General features: G+C 69.6%; 21 protein-coding genes and 1 tRNA gene. 10 read left to right on the forward strand and 12 right to left on the reverse strand.

The window, feature by feature from the left end; translation table 11 throughout:
- Nucleotides 1-6: 6 nt before the first annotated feature.
- Nucleotides 7-1,476 carry an ATPase domain-containing protein gene (locus tag F3H13_RS12225; protein ID WP_149799299.1) on the forward strand — a complete coding sequence of 490 codons (1,470 nt, stop codon included), beginning with the start codon at nt 7-9 and terminating at the stop codon, nt 1,474-1,476.
- Between the two features lie 5 nt (nt 1,477-1,481).
- On the opposite strand, the gene F3H13_RS12230 is transcribed toward F3H13_RS12225, so the two are convergent.
- Nucleotides 1,482-2,162, reverse strand: coding sequence for a tRNA (cytidine(56)-2'-O)-methyltransferase (locus F3H13_RS12230; protein WP_149799300.1), 681 nt, complete (start codon nt 2,160-2,162; stop codon nt 1,482-1,484).
- A 169-nt stretch (nt 2,163-2,331) separates the two neighbouring features.
- Between F3H13_RS12230 and F3H13_RS12235 the strand changes: the two genes are divergently transcribed.
- Nucleotides 2,332-3,372 carry a phosphoribosylaminoimidazolesuccinocarboxamide synthase gene (locus tag F3H13_RS12235; RefSeq protein ID WP_149799301.1) on the forward strand — a complete coding sequence of 347 codons (1,041 nt, stop codon included), beginning with the start codon at nt 2,332-2,334 and terminating at the stop codon, nt 3,370-3,372.
- Between the two features lie 96 nt (nt 3,373-3,468).
- On the forward strand, nt 3,469-4,173 hold the full coding sequence (locus tag F3H13_RS12240; RefSeq protein ID WP_149799302.1) for a DUF47 domain-containing protein: 705 nt from the start codon (nt 3,469-3,471) through the stop codon (nt 4,171-4,173).
- A gap of 95 nt (nt 4,174-4,268) precedes the next feature.
- Here the strand turns inward: F3H13_RS12240 and F3H13_RS12245 are convergent, their stop codons facing one another.
- Nucleotides 4,269-4,826: a diadenylate cyclase gene (locus tag F3H13_RS12245; protein WP_149799303.1), complete on the reverse strand. Its 558-nt coding sequence runs from the start codon at nt 4,824-4,826 to the stop codon at nt 4,269-4,271.
- 89 nt (nt 4,827-4,915) lie between these two features.
- Entirely contained in the window at nt 4,916-7,651 is a 2,736-nt protein-coding gene (locus tag F3H13_RS12250; RefSeq protein ID WP_149799304.1) for an AAA domain-containing protein, read from the reverse strand.
- A 145-nt stretch (nt 7,652-7,796) separates the two neighbouring features.
- Here F3H13_RS12250 and F3H13_RS12255 point away from each other — a divergent pair, with 145 nt between their 5' ends.
- Together F3H13_RS12255 and F3H13_RS16275 are read left to right on the forward strand one after the other, a co-directional pair.
- Nucleotides 7,797-8,348 (forward strand): hypothetical protein, encoded by a 552-nt coding sequence (locus F3H13_RS12255; protein ID WP_149799305.1) that lies wholly within the window; start codon nt 7,797-7,799, stop codon nt 8,346-8,348.
- Between the two features lie 87 nt (nt 8,349-8,435).
- Entirely contained in the window at nt 8,436-8,603 is a 168-nt protein-coding gene (locus F3H13_RS16275) for a hypothetical protein (RefSeq protein WP_188128061.1), read from the forward strand.
- A gap of 36 nt (nt 8,604-8,639) precedes the next feature.
- On the opposite strand, the gene F3H13_RS12260 is transcribed toward F3H13_RS16275, so the two are convergent.
- From F3H13_RS12260 to F3H13_RS12285, 6 genes are all read right to left on the reverse strand, one after another.
- On the reverse strand, nt 8,640-9,038 hold the full coding sequence (locus tag F3H13_RS12260) for a hypothetical protein (protein ID WP_149799306.1): 399 nt from the start codon (nt 9,036-9,038) through the stop codon (nt 8,640-8,642).
- Nucleotides 9,039-9,113: 75 nt separating this feature from the next.
- Nucleotides 9,114-10,304 carry a DUF7118 family protein gene (locus F3H13_RS12265; RefSeq protein ID WP_149799307.1) on the reverse strand — a complete coding sequence of 397 codons (1,191 nt, stop codon included), beginning with the start codon at nt 10,302-10,304 and terminating at the stop codon, nt 9,114-9,116.
- Between the two features lie 3 nt (nt 10,305-10,307).
- Nucleotides 10,308-10,691, reverse strand: a complete 384-nt coding sequence (gene hisI, locus F3H13_RS12270) for a phosphoribosyl-AMP cyclohydrolase (protein ID WP_149799308.1) — start codon at nt 10,689-10,691, stop codon at nt 10,308-10,310.
- 74 nt (nt 10,692-10,765) lie between these two features.
- On the reverse strand, nt 10,766-11,197 hold the full coding sequence (locus F3H13_RS12275; protein ID WP_149799309.1) for a GNAT family N-acetyltransferase: 432 nt from the start codon (nt 11,195-11,197) through the stop codon (nt 10,766-10,768).
- Nucleotides 11,198-12,532, reverse strand: a complete 1,335-nt coding sequence (locus F3H13_RS12280) for a DUF92 domain-containing protein (RefSeq protein ID WP_149799310.1) — start codon at nt 12,530-12,532, stop codon at nt 11,198-11,200.
- 339 nt (nt 12,533-12,871) lie between these two features.
- Nucleotides 12,872-13,651: an HAD-IIA family hydrolase gene (locus tag F3H13_RS12285; protein WP_149799311.1), complete on the reverse strand. Its 780-nt coding sequence runs from the start codon at nt 13,649-13,651 to the stop codon at nt 12,872-12,874.
- Nucleotides 13,652-13,796: 145 nt separating this feature from the next.
- Here F3H13_RS12285 and F3H13_RS12290 point away from each other — a divergent pair, with 145 nt between their 5' ends.
- The 5 genes from F3H13_RS12290 to F3H13_RS12310 all read left to right on the forward strand — a co-directional run bounded on the left by F3H13_RS12290 (nt 13,797) and on the right by F3H13_RS12310 (nt 17,146).
- Nucleotides 13,797-14,570 carry a GTP cyclohydrolase III gene (locus F3H13_RS12290; protein WP_149799312.1) on the forward strand — a complete coding sequence of 258 codons (774 nt, stop codon included), beginning with the start codon at nt 13,797-13,799 and terminating at the stop codon, nt 14,568-14,570.
- Nucleotides 14,571-14,674: 104 nt separating this feature from the next.
- Entirely contained in the window at nt 14,675-14,914 is a 240-nt protein-coding gene (locus tag F3H13_RS12295; RefSeq protein WP_149799313.1) for a hypothetical protein, read from the forward strand.
- A gap of 159 nt (nt 14,915-15,073) precedes the next feature.
- Nucleotides 15,074-15,985 carry a 1,4-dihydroxy-2-naphthoyl-CoA synthase gene (locus F3H13_RS12300; RefSeq protein ID WP_149799314.1) on the forward strand — a complete coding sequence of 304 codons (912 nt, stop codon included), beginning with the start codon at nt 15,074-15,076 and terminating at the stop codon, nt 15,983-15,985.
- Nucleotides 15,986-16,077: 92 nt separating this feature from the next.
- The gene (locus tag F3H13_RS12305) at nt 16,078-16,521 is read left to right on the forward strand and encodes a CBS domain-containing protein (protein ID WP_149799315.1); all 444 of its coding nucleotides are present in this window, start codon (nt 16,078-16,080) and stop codon (nt 16,519-16,521) included.
- Nucleotides 16,522-16,717: 196 nt separating this feature from the next.
- Entirely contained in the window at nt 16,718-17,146 is a 429-nt protein-coding gene (locus F3H13_RS12310) for a MoaD/ThiS family protein (RefSeq protein ID WP_149799316.1), read from the forward strand.
- Between the two features lie 538 nt (nt 17,147-17,684).
- Here F3H13_RS12310 and F3H13_RS16670 read toward each other — a convergent pair.
- From F3H13_RS16670 to F3H13_RS12325, 3 genes are all read right to left on the reverse strand, one after another.
- The gene (locus tag F3H13_RS16670; protein ID WP_149799317.1) at nt 17,685-18,794 is read right to left on the reverse strand and encodes an ATP-binding protein; all 1,110 of its coding nucleotides are present in this window, start codon (nt 18,792-18,794) and stop codon (nt 17,685-17,687) included.
- A 543-nt stretch (nt 18,795-19,337) separates the two neighbouring features.
- A tRNA-Leu gene (locus F3H13_RS12320) sits at nt 19,338-19,422 on the reverse strand.
- A gap of 55 nt (nt 19,423-19,477) precedes the next feature.
- Nucleotides 19,478-19,855 (reverse strand): ferredoxin, encoded by a 378-nt coding sequence (locus F3H13_RS12325; protein WP_149799318.1) that lies wholly within the window; start codon nt 19,853-19,855, stop codon nt 19,478-19,480.
- Between the last annotated feature and the right edge of the window lie 69 nt (nt 19,856-19,924).

The following is a 19,924-nucleotide window of genomic DNA, read 5'->3' on the forward strand; positions in this document are numbered from 1 at the left end:
GGCCGTATGTCATCACCGCTATCCGAGCGAGCGTCGACAGGCATCCCCGGCCTCGACGAGGTGTTGTCCGGGGGGTTCGTCCCCACGCGGAGCTACATGGTCCGCGGGCAGGCGGGGAGCGGGAAGACGATCCTAAGCTTCCACTTCCTCCAGCAGGGGGTCGACGAGGGAGAGACGGCGCTTTTCATCAACCTCGAAGAGGACCTCCGCGACCTGAAGGCGAACGCGGCCGCGCTCGGCTTCGACACCGACGCGATCGAGTTCCTCGACCTCAGTCCGAGCGCGGACGCCTTCGTCGAGGACGAGTCCTACGAGGTGTTCGCTCCCTCGGAGGTTGAGCGGGAGCCGCTCACCGAGCGGATCGTCGAGGGCGTGACCGCGGTCGACCCCGACCGCGTCGTCGTCGACCCGCTGACCCAGCTCCGCTTCCTGCTCTCGGACGACTACCAGTTCCGGAAGCAGGTGGTCGGCTTCATGCGCTTCCTGAAGGACCGCGGGGCGACGGTGCTTTTCACCGTCCAGAACACCGAGTCGCTGCCAACCGACGACTTGGAGTTCATCACGGACGGGACGATCCGGCTGGACGTCGGAGAGTTCGGCAAGTCCGTCCGCGTGCCGAAGTTCCGCGGGTCGGTGACGCAGGGCGGCGACCACGCCTACCGAGTCACCGACTCGGGGATCGAGGTGTACCCCGCGCTCCAGCCGGGTTCGTCCGCGGTCGACGCCGAGTTCGAGCAGCTCTCCTCCGGGATCCCCGAGGTGGATACGCTTCTCGGCGGCGGGATCGAACGCGGCACCGTCACCATCGTGAGCGGGCCGACCGGCGTGGGGAAGACGACCCTCAGCACCCAGTTCATGAAGGCGGCGGCCGACCGCGGCGAGCGCTCGGTCATCTACCTGTTCGAGGAGAACCGAGGGACGTTCCTCGCCCGGTCCCGGGCGATCAACATCCCGGTCGACGAGATGATCGAGCGGGGGACGCTCCGGGTGAACGAGGTGGAGGCGTTAGAGCGCTCCCCGCAGGAGTTCGCGCGGATGGTCCGCGAGGAGGTCGAGGGACGGGACGCCGACATCGTCATGATCGACGGGATCTCCGGGTACCGGCTGACGCTGCGCGGCGAGGACGAGCAGATGCTCCAGCAGATGCACGCCCTCGGACGCTACCTCAAGAACCAGGGCGTGACGTCGATCCTCGTCGACGAGACGCGGAACGTCACCGGGGAGTTTCAGGCGACGATGGAGAACGTCAGCTACCTCGCGGACAACATCGTCTTCCTCCGGCACCTCGAGATCGGAGGCGAGCTCCGCAAGGCGATCGGCGTGTTGAAAAAGCGGACGAGCGACTTCGAGCGGACGATCCGCGAGTTCGAGATGACCGACCGCGGGATCGCCGTCGGCGAGCCGATGTCCGACCTCAGGGGTATCCTGACCGGCGCGCCGGAGTCCGTCGACCGGGACTCGCAGCGAGACGAGTAGGGGCGTCAGTCGCGCTCGCCGGCGTCGTCGTGCTCGGCTCCGCGCTCTCCGGTGCCGGCGTCGGCTCCGCGCTCGTCGGTCCCGGTCGCATCGTCGTCTCCGCTCGCCGGCACGTCGTCGGCGTCGACCACGGTTTTCCCGGTCGCCTCCGGAACCACGCGCCGGTCGGCGTGTTCCCACTCGCGGTCCAGCTCCGCGCCGTCGAACAGCCGGTCGAGGAAGACGGCGAGCCCGGCGACCTCGGAGTGCGGCTGGTTCGTCACGCCGACGTTGAAGTCGGCGCGCTCGTACAGCGCCCACGGCACCTTCTCGCCGCCGACCACGACGAGGAGGTCGCGGGGCGGCGACGCCTCCCCGACCACCTCGGGCTCGTCGAGCCCGACCGCCTCGCGGACCTCCGCCTCGACGTCCTGGACGCGCTCGCCGTACATCGTGAGGTGGACGACGACGCCCTCGAAGCTCTTGACGATCGCCTTTTGGTCGTCGCGGAGTTCGACCGCGAACGGCCCGCCGAAGCGGTCGGTAACCCCGCGGACCGTCTCCGCCGACTGCCCGGCGTTGTCGGGGAAGATCACCCGGTCGGCGCCGAGCGCCCGGGCCGTGAGCCCGACGTGCGTCGTCATGCGGTCGTCGCGCCCCGGCCGGTGGCCGTACCGGAGGACGACGACCTCGCGCGCATCGTTCATGCCACGGGCTGGGGGGCCGACCCGGGTGTCGCTTTCGATGCGAGCGCGGCGCCGACTGTTCGCTGTCGGAGCGAAGACGATCCGCACTCGTGGATCAAATTGGGACGAAAACGGACGAGGTGACCACGTAACTGAAAGCTTCATGTGGGAGGCGGTCGCGGTATGCGCCATGACGAGCGTCAAGGAGTTCCGCGTCGACGAGCCGGCGACCGCCGAGGGGCTCGGTCGGGGACGGTTCGTCTTCACGGACGCCTACTCGGTGTTCGACTGGGGGCAGATGCCCGACGCGATCCCGAACAAGGGCGCGAGCCTCTGCGCGATGGGCGCGTTCAACTTCGAACTGCTGGAGGGCGAGGGGGTCCCGACCCACTACCGAGGGGTTGCTGATTCGAACGAAGTTGTCCCCCTCGACGAGGCGACCGCGCCGCCGACGGAGATGGCCATCGACCTGACGCAGGTGCCGGACCTCCCGTACGAGGGGCCACACGCCGGCTACGACTACGACGCCTTCCACGCCGCGGGCGGCGAGAACTACCTCGTCCCGCTCGAGGTGGTCTTCCGCAACCGCGTCCCGGTCGGGTCCAGCCTGCGGACGCGCGCGGACCCCGCCGACTTCGGCCTCGACGACCTCGCCGGCGCCGACGGCGAGTGGCCGGACGAGCCGGTCGACCTCCCGGAGCCGGTCGTGGAGTTCTCGACGAAGTACGAGGAGCAGGACCGCTACCTCGCCCGGGCCGAGGCCGCCGAGGTCGCGGGCGCCGCCGACATCGGCGCCCTCGAATCGCTCGCGCGCGACGTGAACCGCGTCGTCACCGAGCGCGCCGAGGCGACCGGGTTCGTCCACGAGGACGGGAAGATCGAGTGCCTCTACGTCGACGGCGAGCTCCGCGTCGCCGACGTGGTCGGCACCTTCGACGAGAACCGCTTCTCGTACGGCGGACGGGGGATCTCGAAGGAGGTCGTCCGCCAGTGGTACAAGGCGAACGACCCCGACTGGGTCGCGGCCGTCGAGGAGGCGAAGGAGTCGGTGGCGGGCCGCGACATCGACGACTGGCGCGAGCTCTGCGAGCCCGGCCCCGATCCCCTCCCGCCGTCGGTCGTCGACGCCGTCTCGGACCTGTACGCGGCCGGCACGAACGCGTACACCGACCGCGAGTGGTTCGACGCGCCCGATATCGAGGCCGCGCTCGACGCGGTCGACGCGCTGTAAGGCGGGTCTGCGAATCCGGGTCGAGCGGGCGTCAAACCATCACGATCGACGAAACGCGAGGGAACCTCTTTACCGCCGACGCGCGTGGATCGACCCATGTCAACCGACGCCGACTTCGGGGAACGGCTCGAGACCCGGACTGTCGCGTACCTCGACCGAATCGACGACTGCGCCGCGCTCCTCCCGCGCGCGCTCGACGAGTACGCGAGCGACGGCTCGTTCGACGAGACGGTCGACGAGATCGCGGCGGTCGAAAGCGAGTGCGACGACCTCGTCCGCGGGCTCACGGCGCTCATCACCGGCGCCGGGCCCGACGACATCGGCCTGTTGAACACCCGGATCAACTTCAACGAGTCCGCGCTGCTCGACTTCTACAACGAGCTCGACGTGGTCGCGAACCACACCGAGCGGATCGTCCAGGAGGTGGCGATGATGCGCCCCGACCCCGGCGTCGACCCGTTCGACGACATGCGCGAGATGGCGGCGCGGATCGCCGAGATGACCGCCGTCCTCGCCGACGTCGTCGAGGGGTTCGTTCGGGGGCTCGCGCGCGCCGACGCCACGGAGACGCTCGCCGAGGGAATCGAGGCGATCCGCGCGCTCGAAAGCGAGTGCGACGCGCTCCGCAACGCCGCCATCGAGACGGCGTTCGCCGCCGACGCGATCGATCAACCGCTCGTCTACCGCGAGCTCGCTATCCTGTTAGACGAGCTCGCGAACACGATCGAGGACCTCACCGACCGGATCGTCGTGATCGCGAGCAAGGAGCCGGGGATCGTCACCGACGGGGACGGCGAGTAGAGGCCGGGCGGCTCCGCCCCGACGGACGCGGCACGCCGCGAGGCGCGGCGTGCTACTCCCGACGCGCCGATCGCGGCGTGTCGCCTCCGGCGCCGCTACTGCTCGGGCCGCCACCGGCCGCCGATCTCTTCGCGGGGGTAGTCCTGAAACGTGCCGTCGAGATACGTGGTGACGCGGCCGTCCTCCTCGCTGAGCGTGACCGCCCACAGGACGTTCTTCCGGAGCGACGTCTCTAGGGCGCTCATGTGTTTGGTCCCCATCCAGTCGGGGTACTCGAGCTCCGCGACCCCCGGCACCTCCGCGTGGTGGGGGCTTCGGACTCGGACCATCTGTCGCTGGATCGTCCCGTCGCCCGTCACGACGATCGCGCCGTCTCGGCTGAACCCCACGTCCTCGGCGACCCGCCGAAACGCCTCGGGCGAGTCGAGCACGATCTTACACCTGTCGGTCGGCCAGACGTTCTCTCCCAGCGGGTCGGTGTACGCCTCGAAGTCGGTCTCGGCGACGACGAGGAAGTACAGGCTCGGACCGCTCACGTACTGGTCGTCCCACTTCCCGAACTCCATGCTCAGCGTCTCGGCCACGTATCGGATCCGGTCCATGAGATCCTGGCTGGTGGCGTACTTTTTCAACACCCGATCGAGTTCTTCCATTCGGTTCTACCGCCACATAGCGGCGGGACCGTGTTAAACGCTCGTCGGGCCGACTTCGCGGCGTGGCCGTCCTCGGTCGCCTCGACCGCCTACCGCCGCGCCCAGTCGAGCATGCGCGCGTAGAACGGCTCCGAGCCGAGCGCGTCGGCGTCGCCCACCAGCGTCAGCTGCTTTTTCGCCCGCGTGAGCGCGACGTTCATCCGCCGGTGGTCCTCGAAGATCGGCCCGTCGAGGTCGCCGGTCGCGACCAGCGAGACGACGATCACCTCCTTCGAGGAGCCCTGGAAGCGGTCGACGGTGTCGACGGTCGCGTCGGTCCGGCGACCGATCTCCGCGACCTGCGCGCGGAAGGGGGCGATCACGCCGATATCGTTCAGGTCGACGCCGGCGGCGACGTAGGCGTCGACGATCGCCGCGACGCGCGCGGCCTCGCGGACGTTCCGGTTCCCGTCGCGCTCGCCGTCGGGGTCGACGAACCCCACGCCGCCGGTCAGCCCGGGCGCGAGTGCCTCGGGGTCGACGCCGAGGTCCGCGAGCGTCTGCCCGGCGACCTCGGGGGTCGCGGGGCGGAGCGCGCCGTCGTAGAACTCCGCGGAGGCGAACGCTTGGATCCGCTGGCTCATCCGGTACTGGCGGTCGAGCATGACGCTCGCTTCGGGATACGCTTCGATGAGCCGCTGGAAGAGCGACGTCTGGAGGTCGTTTTCCGCGCGCACGACCGGCGGCAGCTGCTCGTGGTCGCCGACGAGGACGAACCGGTCGGCGAGGTTGATCGCGGCGTGGGTCCCCGGCTCCGTGAGCTGGGAGGCCTCGTCGACGAGGGCCACGTCGAACTCGCACTCGCGCATGACGCGGGAGCCGCAGGCCGCGGTGGTGGCGGCGACGACCGGCGCGTCTCGCAGCTCGGCCGCCTTCGCGTTCGGCTCGCCGCGCTGGACGAGGCGCACGTCCTGCATGTCGGCGCGGACGCCGGTCTCGGTGCCCACCCGAAGTACCTCGTCGAACCCCTGCTCCCGGAGCGCCTCGAGGGCGTTGTCGACCGCGCGGTTCGTGAACGCCGACAGCAGCACCCGGTTCCCCTCGGCGACGAGGGCGCGGATCGCCCGGGCGATGGTGTACGTCTTCCCGGTGCCGGGCGGGCCGTGGATCAGCGCCAGGTCCTCGGCGTCGACCGCGAGCCCGACCGCCTCGTTCTGGGCCGCGTTGTTGTCGATGTACGCGTCCGGGGCGTCGGTTTCGGCGGCATCCGAGTCGTCCGTTCCGGGGCTGCCCGGCGGTCGATCGCCCGGATCGCGAAACTCGGGCTCTCGACGGCCGAACAGCACGTCCTTCCTGTCCGGCTCGCCTTTTAATACGGCGTCGTGGAGCGCGGTGAGCGAGCGGTCGACGGAGATCTCCGAGGGGTAGACGTCGAGGCGGCGCAGCTCGACGGGCTCGTCGGTCTCGACGACGACCTCGTCGCGCCCGAGTTCGGTGATCCGACCCAGCTCCGCGTGCCCGGAGACGGGGTCGCCGTCGCTCGCGAGCGCCACGTCGCCCTCGCGGAGCTTGGAGACGGCGTCGCCCGGCTTCCGGGCGCGGAGCTCCCACCGGGCGTCGTCGATCTCGGTCTGCGCGACCGGTTCGAGGTCGATCAGCGCGCGGTCGTCCGCGGCGCGCTCCTCGGGGGTCTGCTCCCACAGCTTCCGGTACTCGGCGTGGGTCTCGCGGCGCTCCTCCTCGAGGGCGACGTAAAAGCGGTCGAAGTAGTCGCGCTCCCCGTCGGGGACCGGCGTCCCGACCTGCCCCGCCTTCGACTCCTGGTCCAGACGGCCGGAGACGACCATACACGTGTCCTGCTCGAAGCAGTAGCTACACGTCGCGTCCGCCTCGTACCCCGTCGGCACCGTGGGGCGCTCGCCGCGGTCGTTGAGCGCGCGCCACTCCATCGCCGCGAGGGCGTTGCGCTCGCGCACGACGAACTCCAGGAAGCCGCGGCCGACGGTGAACTCCTTGGCGGGCGCCAGATCGCCCGACTCCTCGTTGCGGTCTAAGGCGGTGTTTTTCGTGTACAGCAGCGTCCCGATGTCGGGGTCGACGCCGCGCTCGTCGAGCATCAGCGCGTAGCAGGCCGCCTGGACCTTGTCGTGGAACCGCGGCTCCCGCTTGGTGTTCTTCCCGGTCTTCAGCTCGACGGGGGTGCCGCGACGGAGCGCGTCGGCCCGCCCCTTTAAACCGAACGTCGGCGAGATGAGGGTGAACTCCGAGCGCCACGTGTCCTCGTCTGAGAGCGTCCCCTGCGCGAGCCACCCCTCGACCGCGGCGGCGTTGCGCCGAACCTCGTCTTCGACCTCCGCGGTCTCGTAGCCTAAGAGTCCGAGTTCGAGGCCGGCCTCCGCGACGCGGTCCGCCACGGATTCCTCCAGCTCCATCCCGCGGAGCAGGTCGCCGAACACCTCGTGGACGACCGTCCCCTTGACGACGGGGTAGTTGAGCGGGATGCCGGAGAGCTTATTTAAATAGTACATCCGCGGGCACTGGACCCACGAGCGGATCCCGGTCACGTCGACGAGGAAGTCGGGCTCGAGGACGACCCACGACTCGTCGGTCGTGGCGTACCCCGTCTCGCCGCGGTACTCGTCCTCTTCGGGGTCGGTGACGAGCAGCTCCATCCCCGGCTCCGCCTGCTCGGCGGTCTCCGTCCACTTCCCCCACAGCGTCACGTCGACCGGGTCGCCCGCGCCGCGGTCGGGCCGGATCCGCACCTCGCGGAGGTCGCGCTCGCCGTACGACGTCGACACCGTCCGCGCCTCCCCGACGGAGACGATCGGCCCCCGAACGTTCACGTCCCCGCTCGGCGGCGGCAGCGAAAAACGCTGTCGGTGGGCGGGGTGGGTCGGCGGTCGCCGCGGCTGTGTGTTGCCGTCTCGCGTGCGCACCCCGCCGGCACCGACACGCTCAAGCGGGTTCACTTATAAATAATCGACCGACATGCGCGTACGAGACTGGGACGACATCCTCGCGGACGTCGCGAGCGACTCGACCGACCCCGACGGCTGGCGCGCGGTCGCCGGCTCCCGCCGCGGCGGCCTCGGCGAGGACCTCTACTTCGGCCACCCGAGCGTCGGCCTCTACCACCTGAAGACGTACGCGAAGAACCCTCGCGACCTCCGCGGCGTCGGGACGAAGGTCGCCCGGAAAGTCGACGACGGGCTCGATCCGCTCCTCCCGGACGCCGACAGCGACGGGCGGTTCGCGGTCCGGTCGGCGCCCGAGGACGAGGATCACGCCGAGGAGATGGCGACGCGGCTCACCGAGACGCTGCGGGTCCACGCCGAGGCGCCGACCGACCCCGACCACCTCTTCGAGGACGTGATGGAGGCGGTCGAGTCGCCCGCGTTCGGCCCCATGGAGTACGAGTTCGACGGCCGGCCCGACGAGCTCGACGAGCTCTCCGACACGTTCGAGGAGGCCGAGGAGCTGCTCACGGGCGAGCTCGACGACCTGATCGAGGACGACGACGTCGACCGCGGCTTCCACTGACCGCCGCCGCGACCGCCTCGACCTCGGTGGCCCGGGCGCGGCCGAGCCCGCCGCATCCGTTTTGTTACTTCGTCGCCAATGAGGCCCATGGGACTCAAAGAAGACACGGCGAACGGCGTAATATCGCTCGGCATCGGCGTCGCAGTCACCTGGCTCACCGCCTCGGACGGCGACCACGACACGACAGACCTCCTCGTTGCGGTCGCGATAAGCTCCTTCCTCTCGGGATTCTTCACGAGCTACTTCGCGAAGTGACGGCCGATCGGTGGGGGCGGTCCGGGGCGGTCGGCGTCAGATCGCCGTCACCCACGCCCGGTACTCCTCGTCGAGCTCGTACACCTCGCAGAAGGCGCGCTCGATGAACCCCGCGACGCGGTTCGCGTCCGACCGCGCGGTGACGACGGCGTTCGTCCCCTCGGCCTCCTCCGGGCTGACGAGCTCGTCGATCCGGAACTCCGGGAACTCCGAGAGCAGTTCCTTCAGGCGTTCTAGCTCCTCGTCGGTACAGTCCATGATGAGTTCGGTGCCCGCGAGCTGGATCCACGGCGGCACCTCGCCGCCCTCGGTGTCGTCGCTGTCGGGGTCGACGTCGACGGTCATCACGTCGCCGGAGCGCGCGCGGTGCGCGGCCGCGGCGTCGGCGAACAGCTTCAGCCGCTCGTCCTCGGTCGCGGCGTCGAATCGGGTCATACCCACGCTCGGCCGCGACGGGGCTTAAAAATCCGCACTCTGCGGCGGCGCGCGTTCAGTCACCAACCGCGGCGCTCACTCCCGCTCCGTCTCCGCCAGCACGTCGTCGACGAGCGAGCGCGTCCGCTCGGCCTCGGCGACGCGCTCCTCGGCCTCGCCGCGCTCGATCAGCGCGAGTTCGGCGTCGTCGAGCGCGTCGCGCACCTCGGCCGCGCGCCGGAGCCGCTCGTACTCGTCGCCCCGCGCGAGTTCTCGGACGGAGCGCAGGGTCGCGACGACCTCGTCGTCCGCGATCCGCCCGACCAAGGGGACCAGCTCGTCGATCTCGTAGGCGAGCTCGTCGCCCGGCTTCGGCGGCCAATCGAGGGTCAGCGGCTCGCCGTCGAGGCGTTCGAGGTACGTCCGGTGGACCGCGACCGCGGTGCGGAGCGCCCCCGGGTCGTCGACGTAGTGCTCCAGCTTGGAGTTCGTGTAGTCGGCGTACTCCAGTAAGGTCGCGGGCGGCTCCTCGCCGGCTGCGTGCGTCTCGACATACTCCGCGAGGTCGGTCGGCGGCACGTCGACGTCGACGAAGGGGGTCGCGTCCGCGCGGTCGAGGAAGTCGAACACCTCGCGGGCGGACGCCGACTTGAAGAACTCCCGGAACGCCTCCCGGACGCCCTCGTCGTACGTCTCGATCGGGTCGCGGAGGCGGGAGAGGTCGGCGTCGAGGTCGGCGTCGGCCATGTCGGCGACCTCGCGGAGCTCCTCGAGCCGCGAGTCGAGTCGCTTGCGGGCCTCGCGGGCGTCTTTTCGGGCCGCCCGGTAGTCGTCGACCGCCTCGTCGTACGCCTCCAGGAGGTCGACGAACTCCCCGGCCGGCTCCAGCGCCTCGCGGGCCGCCGTGAAGTCCGACTCGGAGAGCCGGCGCTTGTCCACCGCCTCGTCGGCCGCCTCGAAGGCCTCCCCGGCGGGCGTGTCGTCGTCGACGTCGACCGCGTCGCCGAACTCGCCGCGGAAGCGAACGTACGACTCGAAGTCGCCGGAGCCGACCGCGTCCTCCTCGAACCGGTCGAGGATCCGATGGGCGCGCCGGTACGCGTCGGCCGCGGCCTCGACGCGGTCGCGCCCGTAGCCGTCGATCCGCGACGTCGTTCGGCGGAGCTCGTCGTAGCGCTCGCGGAGCCGCGCGGCCGCTTCACCGGCCTCGGCGACGGGGTCATATCCGTCGCCCGTTTTGCTCTCCTCGCCGCCTCGCCGCGCGGTCCCGCCGGCACCCTCGGCCATCGGTCAGTACACCTCGTCGGGGTCGAAGACGCGCTCGCCGACGTTCTCGCCGTCTATCGTCCGGTGGAAACACGACCGGTGGCCGGTGTGGCAGGCGCCGCCCGCCTGGTCGACGAGGTACAGCAGCGTGTCGGCGTCGCAGTCGACCCGGACCTCCCGGACCGACTGGGTGTGCCCCGAGCTGCCCCCCTTGTGCCACAGCTCCTCGCGGGACCGGGAGTAGTAGTGGGCCTCGCCGGTCTCGCGGGTGCGCGAAAGCGCCTCGGGCGAGACGTACGCGAGCATCAGCACCTCGCCGGAGTCGGCGTCCTGGGCGACCGCCGGCACCAGCCCGTCCTCGCCGAAGTCGACCTCGATCGACCCGGTCTCCGCGTCGGCGTCACTCATGGCTGTCCGGAGGCGTGGCGTTCGAATAGTCCTTGTGCCTGCGGCGGTCGCACGGGGGATCCGCCGGCGGCCCGCTACGGGACGTGTCGCAACACGAGCCCGTCGCCGTCGGCGTACGCGTCCGGCCGCCGCTCGACGACCTCGAAGCCGAGCGACTCGTAGAGGGCGAGCGCGGCGTCGTTGTCCGGGTGCGCCTGAAGCGTCACCGGGCCGTCGGCGTCGGCGATCGCGGCCCGGAGGAGCCCGCGGGCGCGCCCCTCGCGCCGGAAGGCGGGCGCGACGACGAGTTCCGCGACGTGGACGCCCGGGCGGTTCGGCGCGTCCACCGGGAGGAGGTAGCCGACGACCCGGCCGTCGGCGACGCTCACGCGCGCGGCGCCCACCGCCAGCCCGTACTCCAGCAGGTCCGGGCTGGGCTGCCGGAGGTGCGACTGGAGCTCGCGGATCCGGTCGGCGTCGGCGGTCCGTCCCGGGCGGACCCGGGGATCGGGGTCCTCGCCCGCCACTCACACCACCGCCCAGAGCGCGACAGCGACGGCCGCGCCGGCCAGCGTCGCGAGGAAGTTCACGGTCTGGTTGCCGATCCGATCTCCCTCGATAAGGGCGCCGAGGAGGCTGTCGACGGTCATCCCGGCGACACCCGCGGCGACGACCGCCCCGCCCGCGGCGACCCCGCCGGGAACGACGGGATCGAGGATCGGCGCCCCGCCGGCGGCGAGGAGGCCGACGAGCAGCGCGCCGGAGAGGCCCGCCAGCTCGCCCTGCCAGGTGATCGCGCCGTCGGTGCCGGGCTCGACGCGGCGGAGCGTCGTCACCAGCCGGGGGCCGTCGAAGAGGCCGCCGATCTCCGAGGAGAGCGTGTCGGCCATCGCGGTCGCCGTCGCGCCCGCGAACACGAACCCGAAGGGGGCGGTCGGGACGGCGAGGTGCGGCGCGGTCGCGTAGCCGACCACCGCCGCGAGCGCGATCGCGGAGTTCGCCAACACGTTGCCGGTGCCGCGGGCCCCCTCGTTCTCCTGAGCGACGCCCCGAGCCGCCTTCTCGTCGAACCGGTACTTCGAGGCGAGCCCGCCGAACGCGTAGAAAGACATCAGCGTGAGGAACCAGCCGACGCCGCCGAGGACGACCGCGAGCAGCGCCGAGACGACGCCGGTGAGCATCCCGGCCACCGAGGCGGTGCCGATGGCGAAGGAGACGTAGCCGAGCGCGCCGGTCACCGCGAGGCCGGCGACGATGAGCGGGGCGTCGACGGTCGGCTCGACGGCGAGGAACCCCCACGTCACGAACGCGACGAGGACGGTCGTGATGTGCGCGTCCCGCGAGAACACCAGCGAGCGGACGAGCGCGGCCGTCAGCGCGGCCCCGGCCGCGAGGAAGACGAGCAGGGGAAGCGTCGCGCCGTCGACCGGGGCGCCGGTCTGGAGGCGCACCGCGATCTGTCCGAGGAGGGCGGCGGCCGTCCCGGCGACGACGTAGCCGGCGACGAGGGGGAACTCGTCGCTCGTCTGCCGGGAGACGAGTGTCCGTCCGAGGCGCCCAGCGCCGACCGCGAGGGTCGCTGCCGCGAACGCCTCGTACGGCAGCGGAGCGCGCGGCAGCGACGCGAACAGCCCGAGGCCGGCACCCGCGAGCGCGAACGAGACGAGCCCGTAGAGGCGTTCGGCCTCGCGGTCGCCGGGCAGGGCGAGCGTCTCGAACCACTCGCCGTCGCGGACGCCGAGGAACGCCGCTCCCGCCACGGCGAAGAAGGGGACGGCGGCGGCGGCCTCGAGCGCCGGCGCGAGGACCGCCAGGGCGGCCACCGCGGCGAAGATACTCTCGCGTCGGAGCCTCCGTATCACACCCTCGGCTACCCGCGACGCCCACTTAACGGTCCCGACAGCCGTCGGGCGGTCGGTCGCGCCTCGCGCACACGCTGATACCGCGGTGTGGGTATCTGGTGCTAGTCGGTATCGTATTCGGTGCCCGTCAGTGTCAGTAGTCGGTGCCCGTCAGTACCGGTACTCGTTGAACTGGACCGCGTGTCCCTCCAGCACGCGGACGGACTCCTCGGGATCCTCCTCGTCGTCCCCGGTCCGGTTTTCGTGTGAGCCAACCACTCCCATGTGCGAGTGGTACGCTCCCTCGTACATAACTGTTCTCCACGCGGCGGACACTGTCGGCGGTCCGATGCCTGCTCCTCAGCCGATGACGCGGTCGATCTCGCCGAGGTGGTCGATCACGTGATCGGGGGAGACCTCGGACGCCGCGAGGGCGGCCTCGTCGGTGACGCCAGAGCGGACAAGGACGGTCGTCATCCCGGCGCGCTCGCCGAGCGCGATGTCCGTGTCGAGCCGGTCGCCGATCACCAGGCACTCCTCGGCGGGATACGGGAGCCGCTCGCGCACCATCTCGATCGCGGTGTCGGACGGCTTGCCGAGGACGGCGTCGGGCTCGCGCTCGGCGACGCCGGCGATCGCGTTGATCACGGCGCCGGACCCGGGGACGTCGCGCTCGGGGGCCGGGATCACCACGTCGGGGTCGGTGCCGATGAACGGGATGTCCCGCTCTAAGGCCCACAGCGCGGTACAGAGGTCGTCGTAGTCGAACTCGCGGTCGATGGAGGCGATCAGGGCGTCGGCGGCGTCCACGTCGTCTGTCGTCGAGAGCCCCGCCGCCGCGAACTGGTCGAGCAGCCCCGCTTCCGCGATACAGAGCAGGTCGGCGTCGGCGTGTCGTTCCCGGAGGTACCGCGTCGTCACGCTACCCGCGGTGAAGACGCGCTCGGCGCCGACCTCGTACCCCGCCGCGCCGAGGCGGTCGACGTACGCCGGGGGCGCCTTCGTCGGGTTGTTCGAGACGAACAGCGTCTCGATCCCCGCCTCGCGGAGGCGTCGGTAGCCCGCCGGGGCGCCCGGGATCGGATCGTCGCCGCGCACGACCGTGCCGTCGACGTCGACGACGGCGCCGCTGAATTCCATACCCGCGATGGGGGCGCCACGGCCGTAGGGGTTGCGCCCGCGTTCGCGAACGGCTAGATCGACTCAAGGATCACGAACTCGGTACCGGTCCCACCTTCGGGATAACGGAAGGGTAAAGCGGCCACGTTCCGTACCGATGTTCACTGTGACGACGACCCAGGTGACCCTCGTCCAGATCGACAACTACGGCCCGTGGACGACGACGCCGGAGCCGCGCCGGGAGATGGACCTCCAGACGCTCCAGTCGCGGCTGTTCGCCGACGTCGCCCAGTTCCTCGGCCACCGCGACGCCTACGTCTTCTTTACGCGCTTCGACAACATGATCGCGGTGACCAACGGCGTCGACGGCGCGGCTCACGCGAGCCTCCAGGAGTCGATCGGCAACCGCTACCCGGTCAGCGTCAGCCTCGGCACCGCCGTCGCCGAGCGCCCCGTCGACGCGCTCGAAGCGGCGAACCGGCGGCTCCAGACCGCGGGCAGCGCGCAGGACGAGAGCCGGACCGAGGTGCTCGCCGGCGAGTACCTCTCGGAGACGGACCGGTCGGACCTCCAGGTCGCGCACTTCGACGTGGTCAACGCCACCGGCAAGTACACCGACCGGCTCAACGAGTTCGACACGTTCATCAACATCGAACAGGCGTACGGCTCGCTGATGCGGCACCTCCGCGAGGCGCACGGCGCCCTCGCCTTCTTCGTCGGCGGCGACAACGTCGTGGCGGTCTGCCCCGACCTCCCCGAGTCGGCGTTTTCGTCGGCGGTCGCCCACGTCGAGGACGACGTCGACATCGAGCTCCAGGTCGGCGTCGGCCGCGGCGCCTCCGCCCACGAGGCCGGCTTCGCGGCCAAACACGCGCTCGAGGACTGCCGGCACGACGGAACGAGCGTCGAGCTGTTCGGCGCGCCCGCCGTCAGCGACTAGCGGCCCGGCCATGCCCTCGGCCGGTTTCTCCCCGTACTCATAGAATCATAACTGATAATTTCGGTGCGAGGTTTTTATACACCGGTCGGGAACCCCCGGATAGCATGTCAGAGGAGATAGTGTTCGTCTGTACGGCGGACGGCTGTGACGAGGGCCCGTGGGAGGGCTCGCACGACGCGATGGCACACTGCTCCGAGCATCCGGACCACGGCTACACCGGGATGCCGCGGTCGGAGATCGACCCGACCCGCGAGGTCATCCCCGCGACCGCGACGCGGAAGCGCGACAACCGCAACCTCCAGCACAAGGGGCACCCGAAGGGTGCGTACGCGCAGCACGACTGACAGACCCCGACGGGCGAGCCGCGACTCCGGCGTCCGCCCCAGACGCTGGCGTCGGCTCCCCCTCCTCGCCGCGGAGCGCGAGGAGTTCCCTCCCTGACCGGACGCGTTCCTCCCGGTCGATCCGTCGCCGTTTATGAGCGGCCGGGCCCACGTTCCCCCATGGTTTCGGAGATCTTCGATCCCGACGCGTGGGAAGCCGTCACCGACGAGTTCGACGACATCACCTACCACCGCGCCGTTGACGTCCCCGCGGTCCGGATCGCCTTCGACCGCCCGGCGGTCCGCAACGCTTTCCGACCCGGTACGGTCGACGAGCTGTACGCCGCGCTCGACCACGCGCGCAAGCAGGCGGACGTGGGCTGCGTCCTCCTCACCGGCAACGGCCCCTCGGAGAAGGACGGCGGCTGGGCGTTCTGCTCGGGCGGCGACCAGTCGGTCCGCGGCGGCTCCGGCTACGAGTACCGCGACGACGACGAGGCGGGTGACGACGACGACGACCTCGTCCGCTCGGCGCGCGCCGGTCGGCTCCACATCCTCGAAGTCCAGCGGCTGATCCGGTTCATGCCGAAGCCGGTCGTCGCGGTCGTCCCCGGCTGGGCGGTCGGCGGCGGCCACTCGCTACACGTCGTCTGCGACATGACCCTCGCCAGCGAGGAGCACGGGAAGTTCCTCCAGACCGATCCCGACGTTGGCTCGTTCGACGGCGGGTTCGGCTCCGCCTACCTCGCGCAACAGATCGGCCAGAAGAAGGCTCGCGAGGTGTTCTTCCGCGGGAAGACCTACTCCGCCGAGGAGGCCGCGGACATGGGGATGGTCAACGAGGTCGTCGCACACGAGGAGTTAGAGGACGTGGCCTTAGAGTGGGCCGACGAGATGACCCGGAAGTCGCCGACCGCGATGCGGATGCTGAAGTACGCGTTCAACATGGCCGACGACGGGATGGTCGGCCAGCAGGTGTTCGCGGGCGAGGCGACGCGGCTCGCGTACATGACTGAGGAGGCCCAAGAGGGTCGCGACGCGTTCTTGGAGGGCAGGGAGCCGGCGTTCCGCGAGTACCCCTGGCACTACTGAGCAGCGGCGACCGCGCCCGGGGCGATCAGGACGAGCGCGCCGCCGCGCGCGGCGCAGCCACCTACAAGTACCCCGCCGCGGTATCGAGTCGCATGCTCGTCGAGGAGGTGATGACGACGGACCTCGTGACCTGCGACGTCGACGCCACTGTCCGGGACGCCGCAGAGCGGATGCTCCGCGACCAAGTCGGGAGCGTCGTCGTCACCGACGGCGGGACTCCGGCCGGGATCCTGACCGAGAGCGACGTCCTCCAGGCCGGGTACGTCACCGACGATCCGCTGTCTTCGATCCCGGTCCGGAAGGCAGCGAGCGCGCCGCTCGTCACCGTTCGCCCGGACGCGACGCTCCGGACGGCGACGGAGCGCATGCGCTCGGAGGGCGTCAAGAAGCTCGTCGTCGTCGACGGCGTGACGCCCGAGGGGATAGTCACCACGCAGGACGTCGTCGACAACTTCGCGCGGGTCCGCCGGGAGGTCCGCGACCTCGCGACCGACTCGACCGGGTGGTCGGAGCGGGCGGACGACCTCCCCGACTGAGGGCCGCGTCGTGGCGAGGGGGGTCCGCGGCGGTCAGTCGTCGCTCACGATGCCCTCCGCGACCGCCATGTCGTCGACGCTGGGGTCGTCCTCCGACGCGCGGAGGACGAACCGCCTGCGGATCAGGTCGGCAACGTAGATGGCCGTGAACATGTTCGCGGGTCGGCTTACCCCGACCGACGGCCTACGAACGCGTATGACCCAAATCAGCGAGCCGGCGGAGTCGAGCCCGGACGCGGCGGACGCGACGGCGACCGCGGCAGAGACGACCGTCACCGTGCGGTGTACCGGCCACGTGCGCACGGAGCTCGGCGCCTACGAGTTCGAATACGCGTTCGAGGGCGACACGCTCCGCGCGTTCTTAGACGAGCTGTTCGAGGACTACCCCCAGCTTCAGGACATGCTGATCGCGGAGTCGGAGTCCGACGCGACCCACAGCGGCTGGGCGCCGACGCCGGAGGAGCTGCCCGGCACGTGGTCGAAGAACCCGGTCGGCGAGCAGACCATCGCGTACGCCCGGATCCTCGTGAACGGCCACTTCAACGAGAACGAGAACGGCTTCGACACGAAACTGGAGGAGGGCGACCGCGTCGCCTTGGTCTACCCCTTCATGTTCTGCTGTTAGCGCCGTCGCGCTCGCCGATTCGGCGGCCGGGTGCGGACGTTCGGAGGGCGCGCGTGGTCGTTCGGAGGGCGCGCGTGGTCGTTCGGAGAGCGCCCCATCGACGCGGGGACCCTATCTTTCTTCGAGGAGAGAATCCCGCCGTTCACGGCGGGCGTGAATCCGACAACGCCTCCACAACCTACGTTCAGCAACAATACGGATATTTAACTAATAGTGTATCGTAGCATGACGTACACCGAGGCGGTCACACCGCCCACTCAAATGCACAATATCGGGACTCCGAGGCCCAGAACGTTCGAGACACACTCTCGAACCGCTGTGGTGTCTCGGTCAAGATAACTCCGAGTCCCCTGCCGGGATAGGAGTAACGGCGGTGTGGCCCCGTCCTCAGAAATCTTCGATTTCTGATGGGCTGCACGAGAACAGCGTTCTCGTGAACGCCATCGGCCTGTCATACCGACAGGCCGTGAACCAGCAAATATCCCAACCCAGCGGTGTAGTGCCGTGGGAAGCCTCGCCGTTTACGGCGAGGAGGAGGTCACTCGGCCGCCAACTCGACGCCAGTGACCTCGAACCGGGCGCCGCCGTTCGTGCCCTCCGTGATTCGGATCTCCCAGTCGTGGGCCTCGACGATCTGTTCGACGATACTCAGTCCGAAGCCGGTTCCCTGCTCCGAGGTGGTGTGTCCCGTTTTAAATACGTCACCCCGCTCACCGGGCGGGATACCGGGACCGTCGTCTTCGAGATAAAACCCGTCGTCGAGGTCGCCGACCGTCACGGTCACGTCGGAACCGACGTGTTCGACGCCGTTTCTGATGAGGTTCTCGAACAGTTGGCCGGTCCGGCTCTCGTCGGCGCGGATCGTCCCGTCCGTCACGAGACGCAGCGTCGCCTCCTCCGTCTGAACGTTCCGCCAACACCCCTCGGCCAGATCCGCGAGCCGAACGCTGCTCCACTCGCTCGGGGACTGGTCCTGCCGCGCCAGCGTCAGGAGATCGGTGATCAGCGCCTCCATGCGGTCGTGGGCGTTCTCCACGTCCGCGAGATGGTCGCTGTCGCACTCCTCTCGGGCCAGTTCCAGCCGTCCGCTGGCGACGTTCAGCGGGTTCCGCAGGTCGTGTGAGACGACGTCCGAGAACTGGTCTAACCGTTCGTTCTGCCGTTCGAGGTGGCGTTCCCGGTCCTTGAGTTCGCACGTCCTCGCTTCGAGTTCCTCCGTTCGGATCCGCACCTTCGACTCCTGAATGCCGATCAGTAACCCACCGATAGAGCCGATCATCAGCGCGATCGACTGCGTCCCGACCGACCACTCGACGGTAACCCCGGGGTGGAGGTCCCGCAACAGGATGAAGCCGAACATCACCCCGGTACCGCCGACAATCCTCGCGATGACCCGCGGATAGTACTCCGGTTCGATGTCGGAGCGAGGCATCCAATACCCGGCGTACATGAGGATCGTCCCCGGGATCCCAACGAGGATGAGATTGAACAGCGCGATCACGACCGACCCGCCTCCGAACAGTTCCAGAACGCCCTGCGCAATTCCTATAAGGAATATTAAACTACCTGCGACAAACACCAAACCCGGGAGAAGCGACGAGTATCGGCCGAGTCCGCGGTTCGACTCGGCGCGTCCCGAGTCATCCATTCAGGGCACATTCTCTTCCCCCGTACTTAATTCATGAGACATACGACCGCCGAGGTGTCCTGTCCTCCGGAAATAGTAACAATCAACCATATTCGCACCCGTGGAATTCGAACCTCGCTCACCTCCCGTTCACTGATTCGAATCCCTTTCAATCAGAGACGCGGCGCTCACGGTGTGTGAGCGCCGCGATATGCGGGGGAAGGGATTCGAACCTCACTCACTCCGTTCGCTGCTTCGAATCCTTCCTTGTCTACATTTGCGGCTCGCGGATTGCTCGCCGCAGGAGTGCGGGGGAAGGGATTCGAACCACAGTCGGACGTGCTCGCTTCGCTGCGCGCGACCTCCCTGATTCGAATCCCTTTCAATCAGAGACGCGGCGCTCACACACCGTGAGCGCCGCGATATGCGGGGGAAGGGATTCGAACCAACGAAAGACGGTCCGGGCGTGCGGCTCGCTCCGCTCGCCGTTCCGGGCTGCGACTTTCTGGGTTCGAATCCCTTCCTTGTCTACACCTGCGGCTCGCGGATTGCTCGCCGCAGGAGTGCGGGGGAAGGGATTCGAACCCTCGAACCTCTACAGGAGCGGATCTTAAGTCCGCCGCTTTTGGCCAGGCTCAGCCACCCCCGCTCTGATTCGGCTACCGGCGGCGCGGTGAAACCCCTTTCGGAAATGCGGCCGCGCGCTACCAGTCGACGGATAGCGTCCCGTCGCCGTGCGGGTCGGGCGCGATTTCCTCGTCCGTCCGGCGGTCGACGACGTGGATCACGCCCGCGTCCTTCTTCGCGGGGCACGCCTCGGCCGCGCGGACGTTCTCGGCTAAGTCCTCCTCGCCGATGTAGTACGCCTCCGGCTTCGCCATGCCGCTCACCACATCCATCACCCAGTTGTCGGCGACCTCGGCGCACTTCCCCGCCCCGAAGCACTTGTTCGCCTCGAAGACGATCTTGTAGGGCTTCTCCTCGACCGGCGGCCCCTCGCCGCCGATGTCGCTGGCGCGAAGCACCTCGTCGCCGCCGTCGGTCTCGGCCTCGTCGCCGTCGGTCTCGGCCTCGTCGCTCATGTCGCTCCCTCGGCGGCGACCGGACTTTCGTCTGTCGGTCGTTCCCGGTCGCTCGAACCGCGCCGACGG

This window comes from Halorubrum xinjiangense (genome assembly GCF_900102375.1).
In the GTDB taxonomy this organism is placed as follows: Archaea; Halobacteriota; Halobacteria; order Halobacteriales; family Haloferacaceae; genus Halorubrum; species Halorubrum xinjiangense.

What these genes read in the sequence shown, in the direction of transcription:
- F3H13_RS12225 (WP_149799299.1), top strand. Translation starts at nt 7, where the DNA reads ATGTCATCACCGCTATCCGAGCGAGCGTCGACAGGCATCCCCGGCCTC.
- F3H13_RS12230 (WP_149799300.1), bottom strand. Translation starts at nt 2,162, where the DNA reads ATGAACGATGCGCGCGAGGTCGTCGTCCTCCGGTACGGCCACCGGCCG.
- F3H13_RS12235 (WP_149799301.1), top strand. Translation starts at nt 2,332, where the DNA reads ATGACGAGCGTCAAGGAGTTCCGCGTCGACGAGCCGGCGACCGCCGAG.
- F3H13_RS12240 (WP_149799302.1), top strand. Translation starts at nt 3,469, where the DNA reads ATGTCAACCGACGCCGACTTCGGGGAACGGCTCGAGACCCGGACTGTC.
- F3H13_RS12245 (WP_149799303.1), bottom strand. Translation starts at nt 4,826, where the DNA reads ATGGAAGAACTCGATCGGGTGTTGAAAAAGTACGCCACCAGCCAGGAT.
- F3H13_RS12255 (WP_149799305.1), top strand. Translation starts at nt 7,797, where the DNA reads ATGCGCGTACGAGACTGGGACGACATCCTCGCGGACGTCGCGAGCGAC.
- F3H13_RS16275 (WP_188128061.1), top strand. Translation starts at nt 8,436, where the DNA reads ATGGGACTCAAAGAAGACACGGCGAACGGCGTAATATCGCTCGGCATC.
- F3H13_RS12260 (WP_149799306.1), bottom strand. Translation starts at nt 9,038, where the DNA reads ATGACCCGATTCGACGCCGCGACCGAGGACGAGCGGCTGAAGCTGTTC.
- F3H13_RS12265 (WP_149799307.1), bottom strand. Translation starts at nt 10,304, where the DNA reads ATGGCCGAGGGTGCCGGCGGGACCGCGCGGCGAGGCGGCGAGGAGAGC.
- hisI (WP_149799308.1), bottom strand. Translation starts at nt 10,691, where the DNA reads ATGAGTGACGCCGACGCGGAGACCGGGTCGATCGAGGTCGACTTCGGC.
- F3H13_RS12285 (WP_149799311.1), bottom strand. Translation starts at nt 13,651, where the DNA reads ATGGAATTCAGCGGCGCCGTCGTCGACGTCGACGGCACGGTCGTGCGC.
- F3H13_RS12295 (WP_149799313.1), top strand. Translation starts at nt 14,675, where the DNA reads ATGTCAGAGGAGATAGTGTTCGTCTGTACGGCGGACGGCTGTGACGAG.
- F3H13_RS12300 (WP_149799314.1), top strand. Translation starts at nt 15,074, where the DNA reads ATGGTTTCGGAGATCTTCGATCCCGACGCGTGGGAAGCCGTCACCGAC.
- F3H13_RS12305 (WP_149799315.1), top strand. Translation starts at nt 16,078, where the DNA reads ATGCTCGTCGAGGAGGTGATGACGACGGACCTCGTGACCTGCGACGTC.
- F3H13_RS12310 (WP_149799316.1), top strand. Translation starts at nt 16,718, where the DNA reads ATGACCCAAATCAGCGAGCCGGCGGAGTCGAGCCCGGACGCGGCGGAC.
- F3H13_RS16670 (WP_149799317.1), bottom strand. Translation starts at nt 18,794, where the DNA reads ATGGATGACTCGGGACGCGCCGAGTCGAACCGCGGACTCGGCCGATAC.
- F3H13_RS12325 (WP_149799318.1), bottom strand. Translation starts at nt 19,855, where the DNA reads ATGAGCGACGAGGCCGAGACCGACGGCGACGAGGCCGAGACCGACGGC.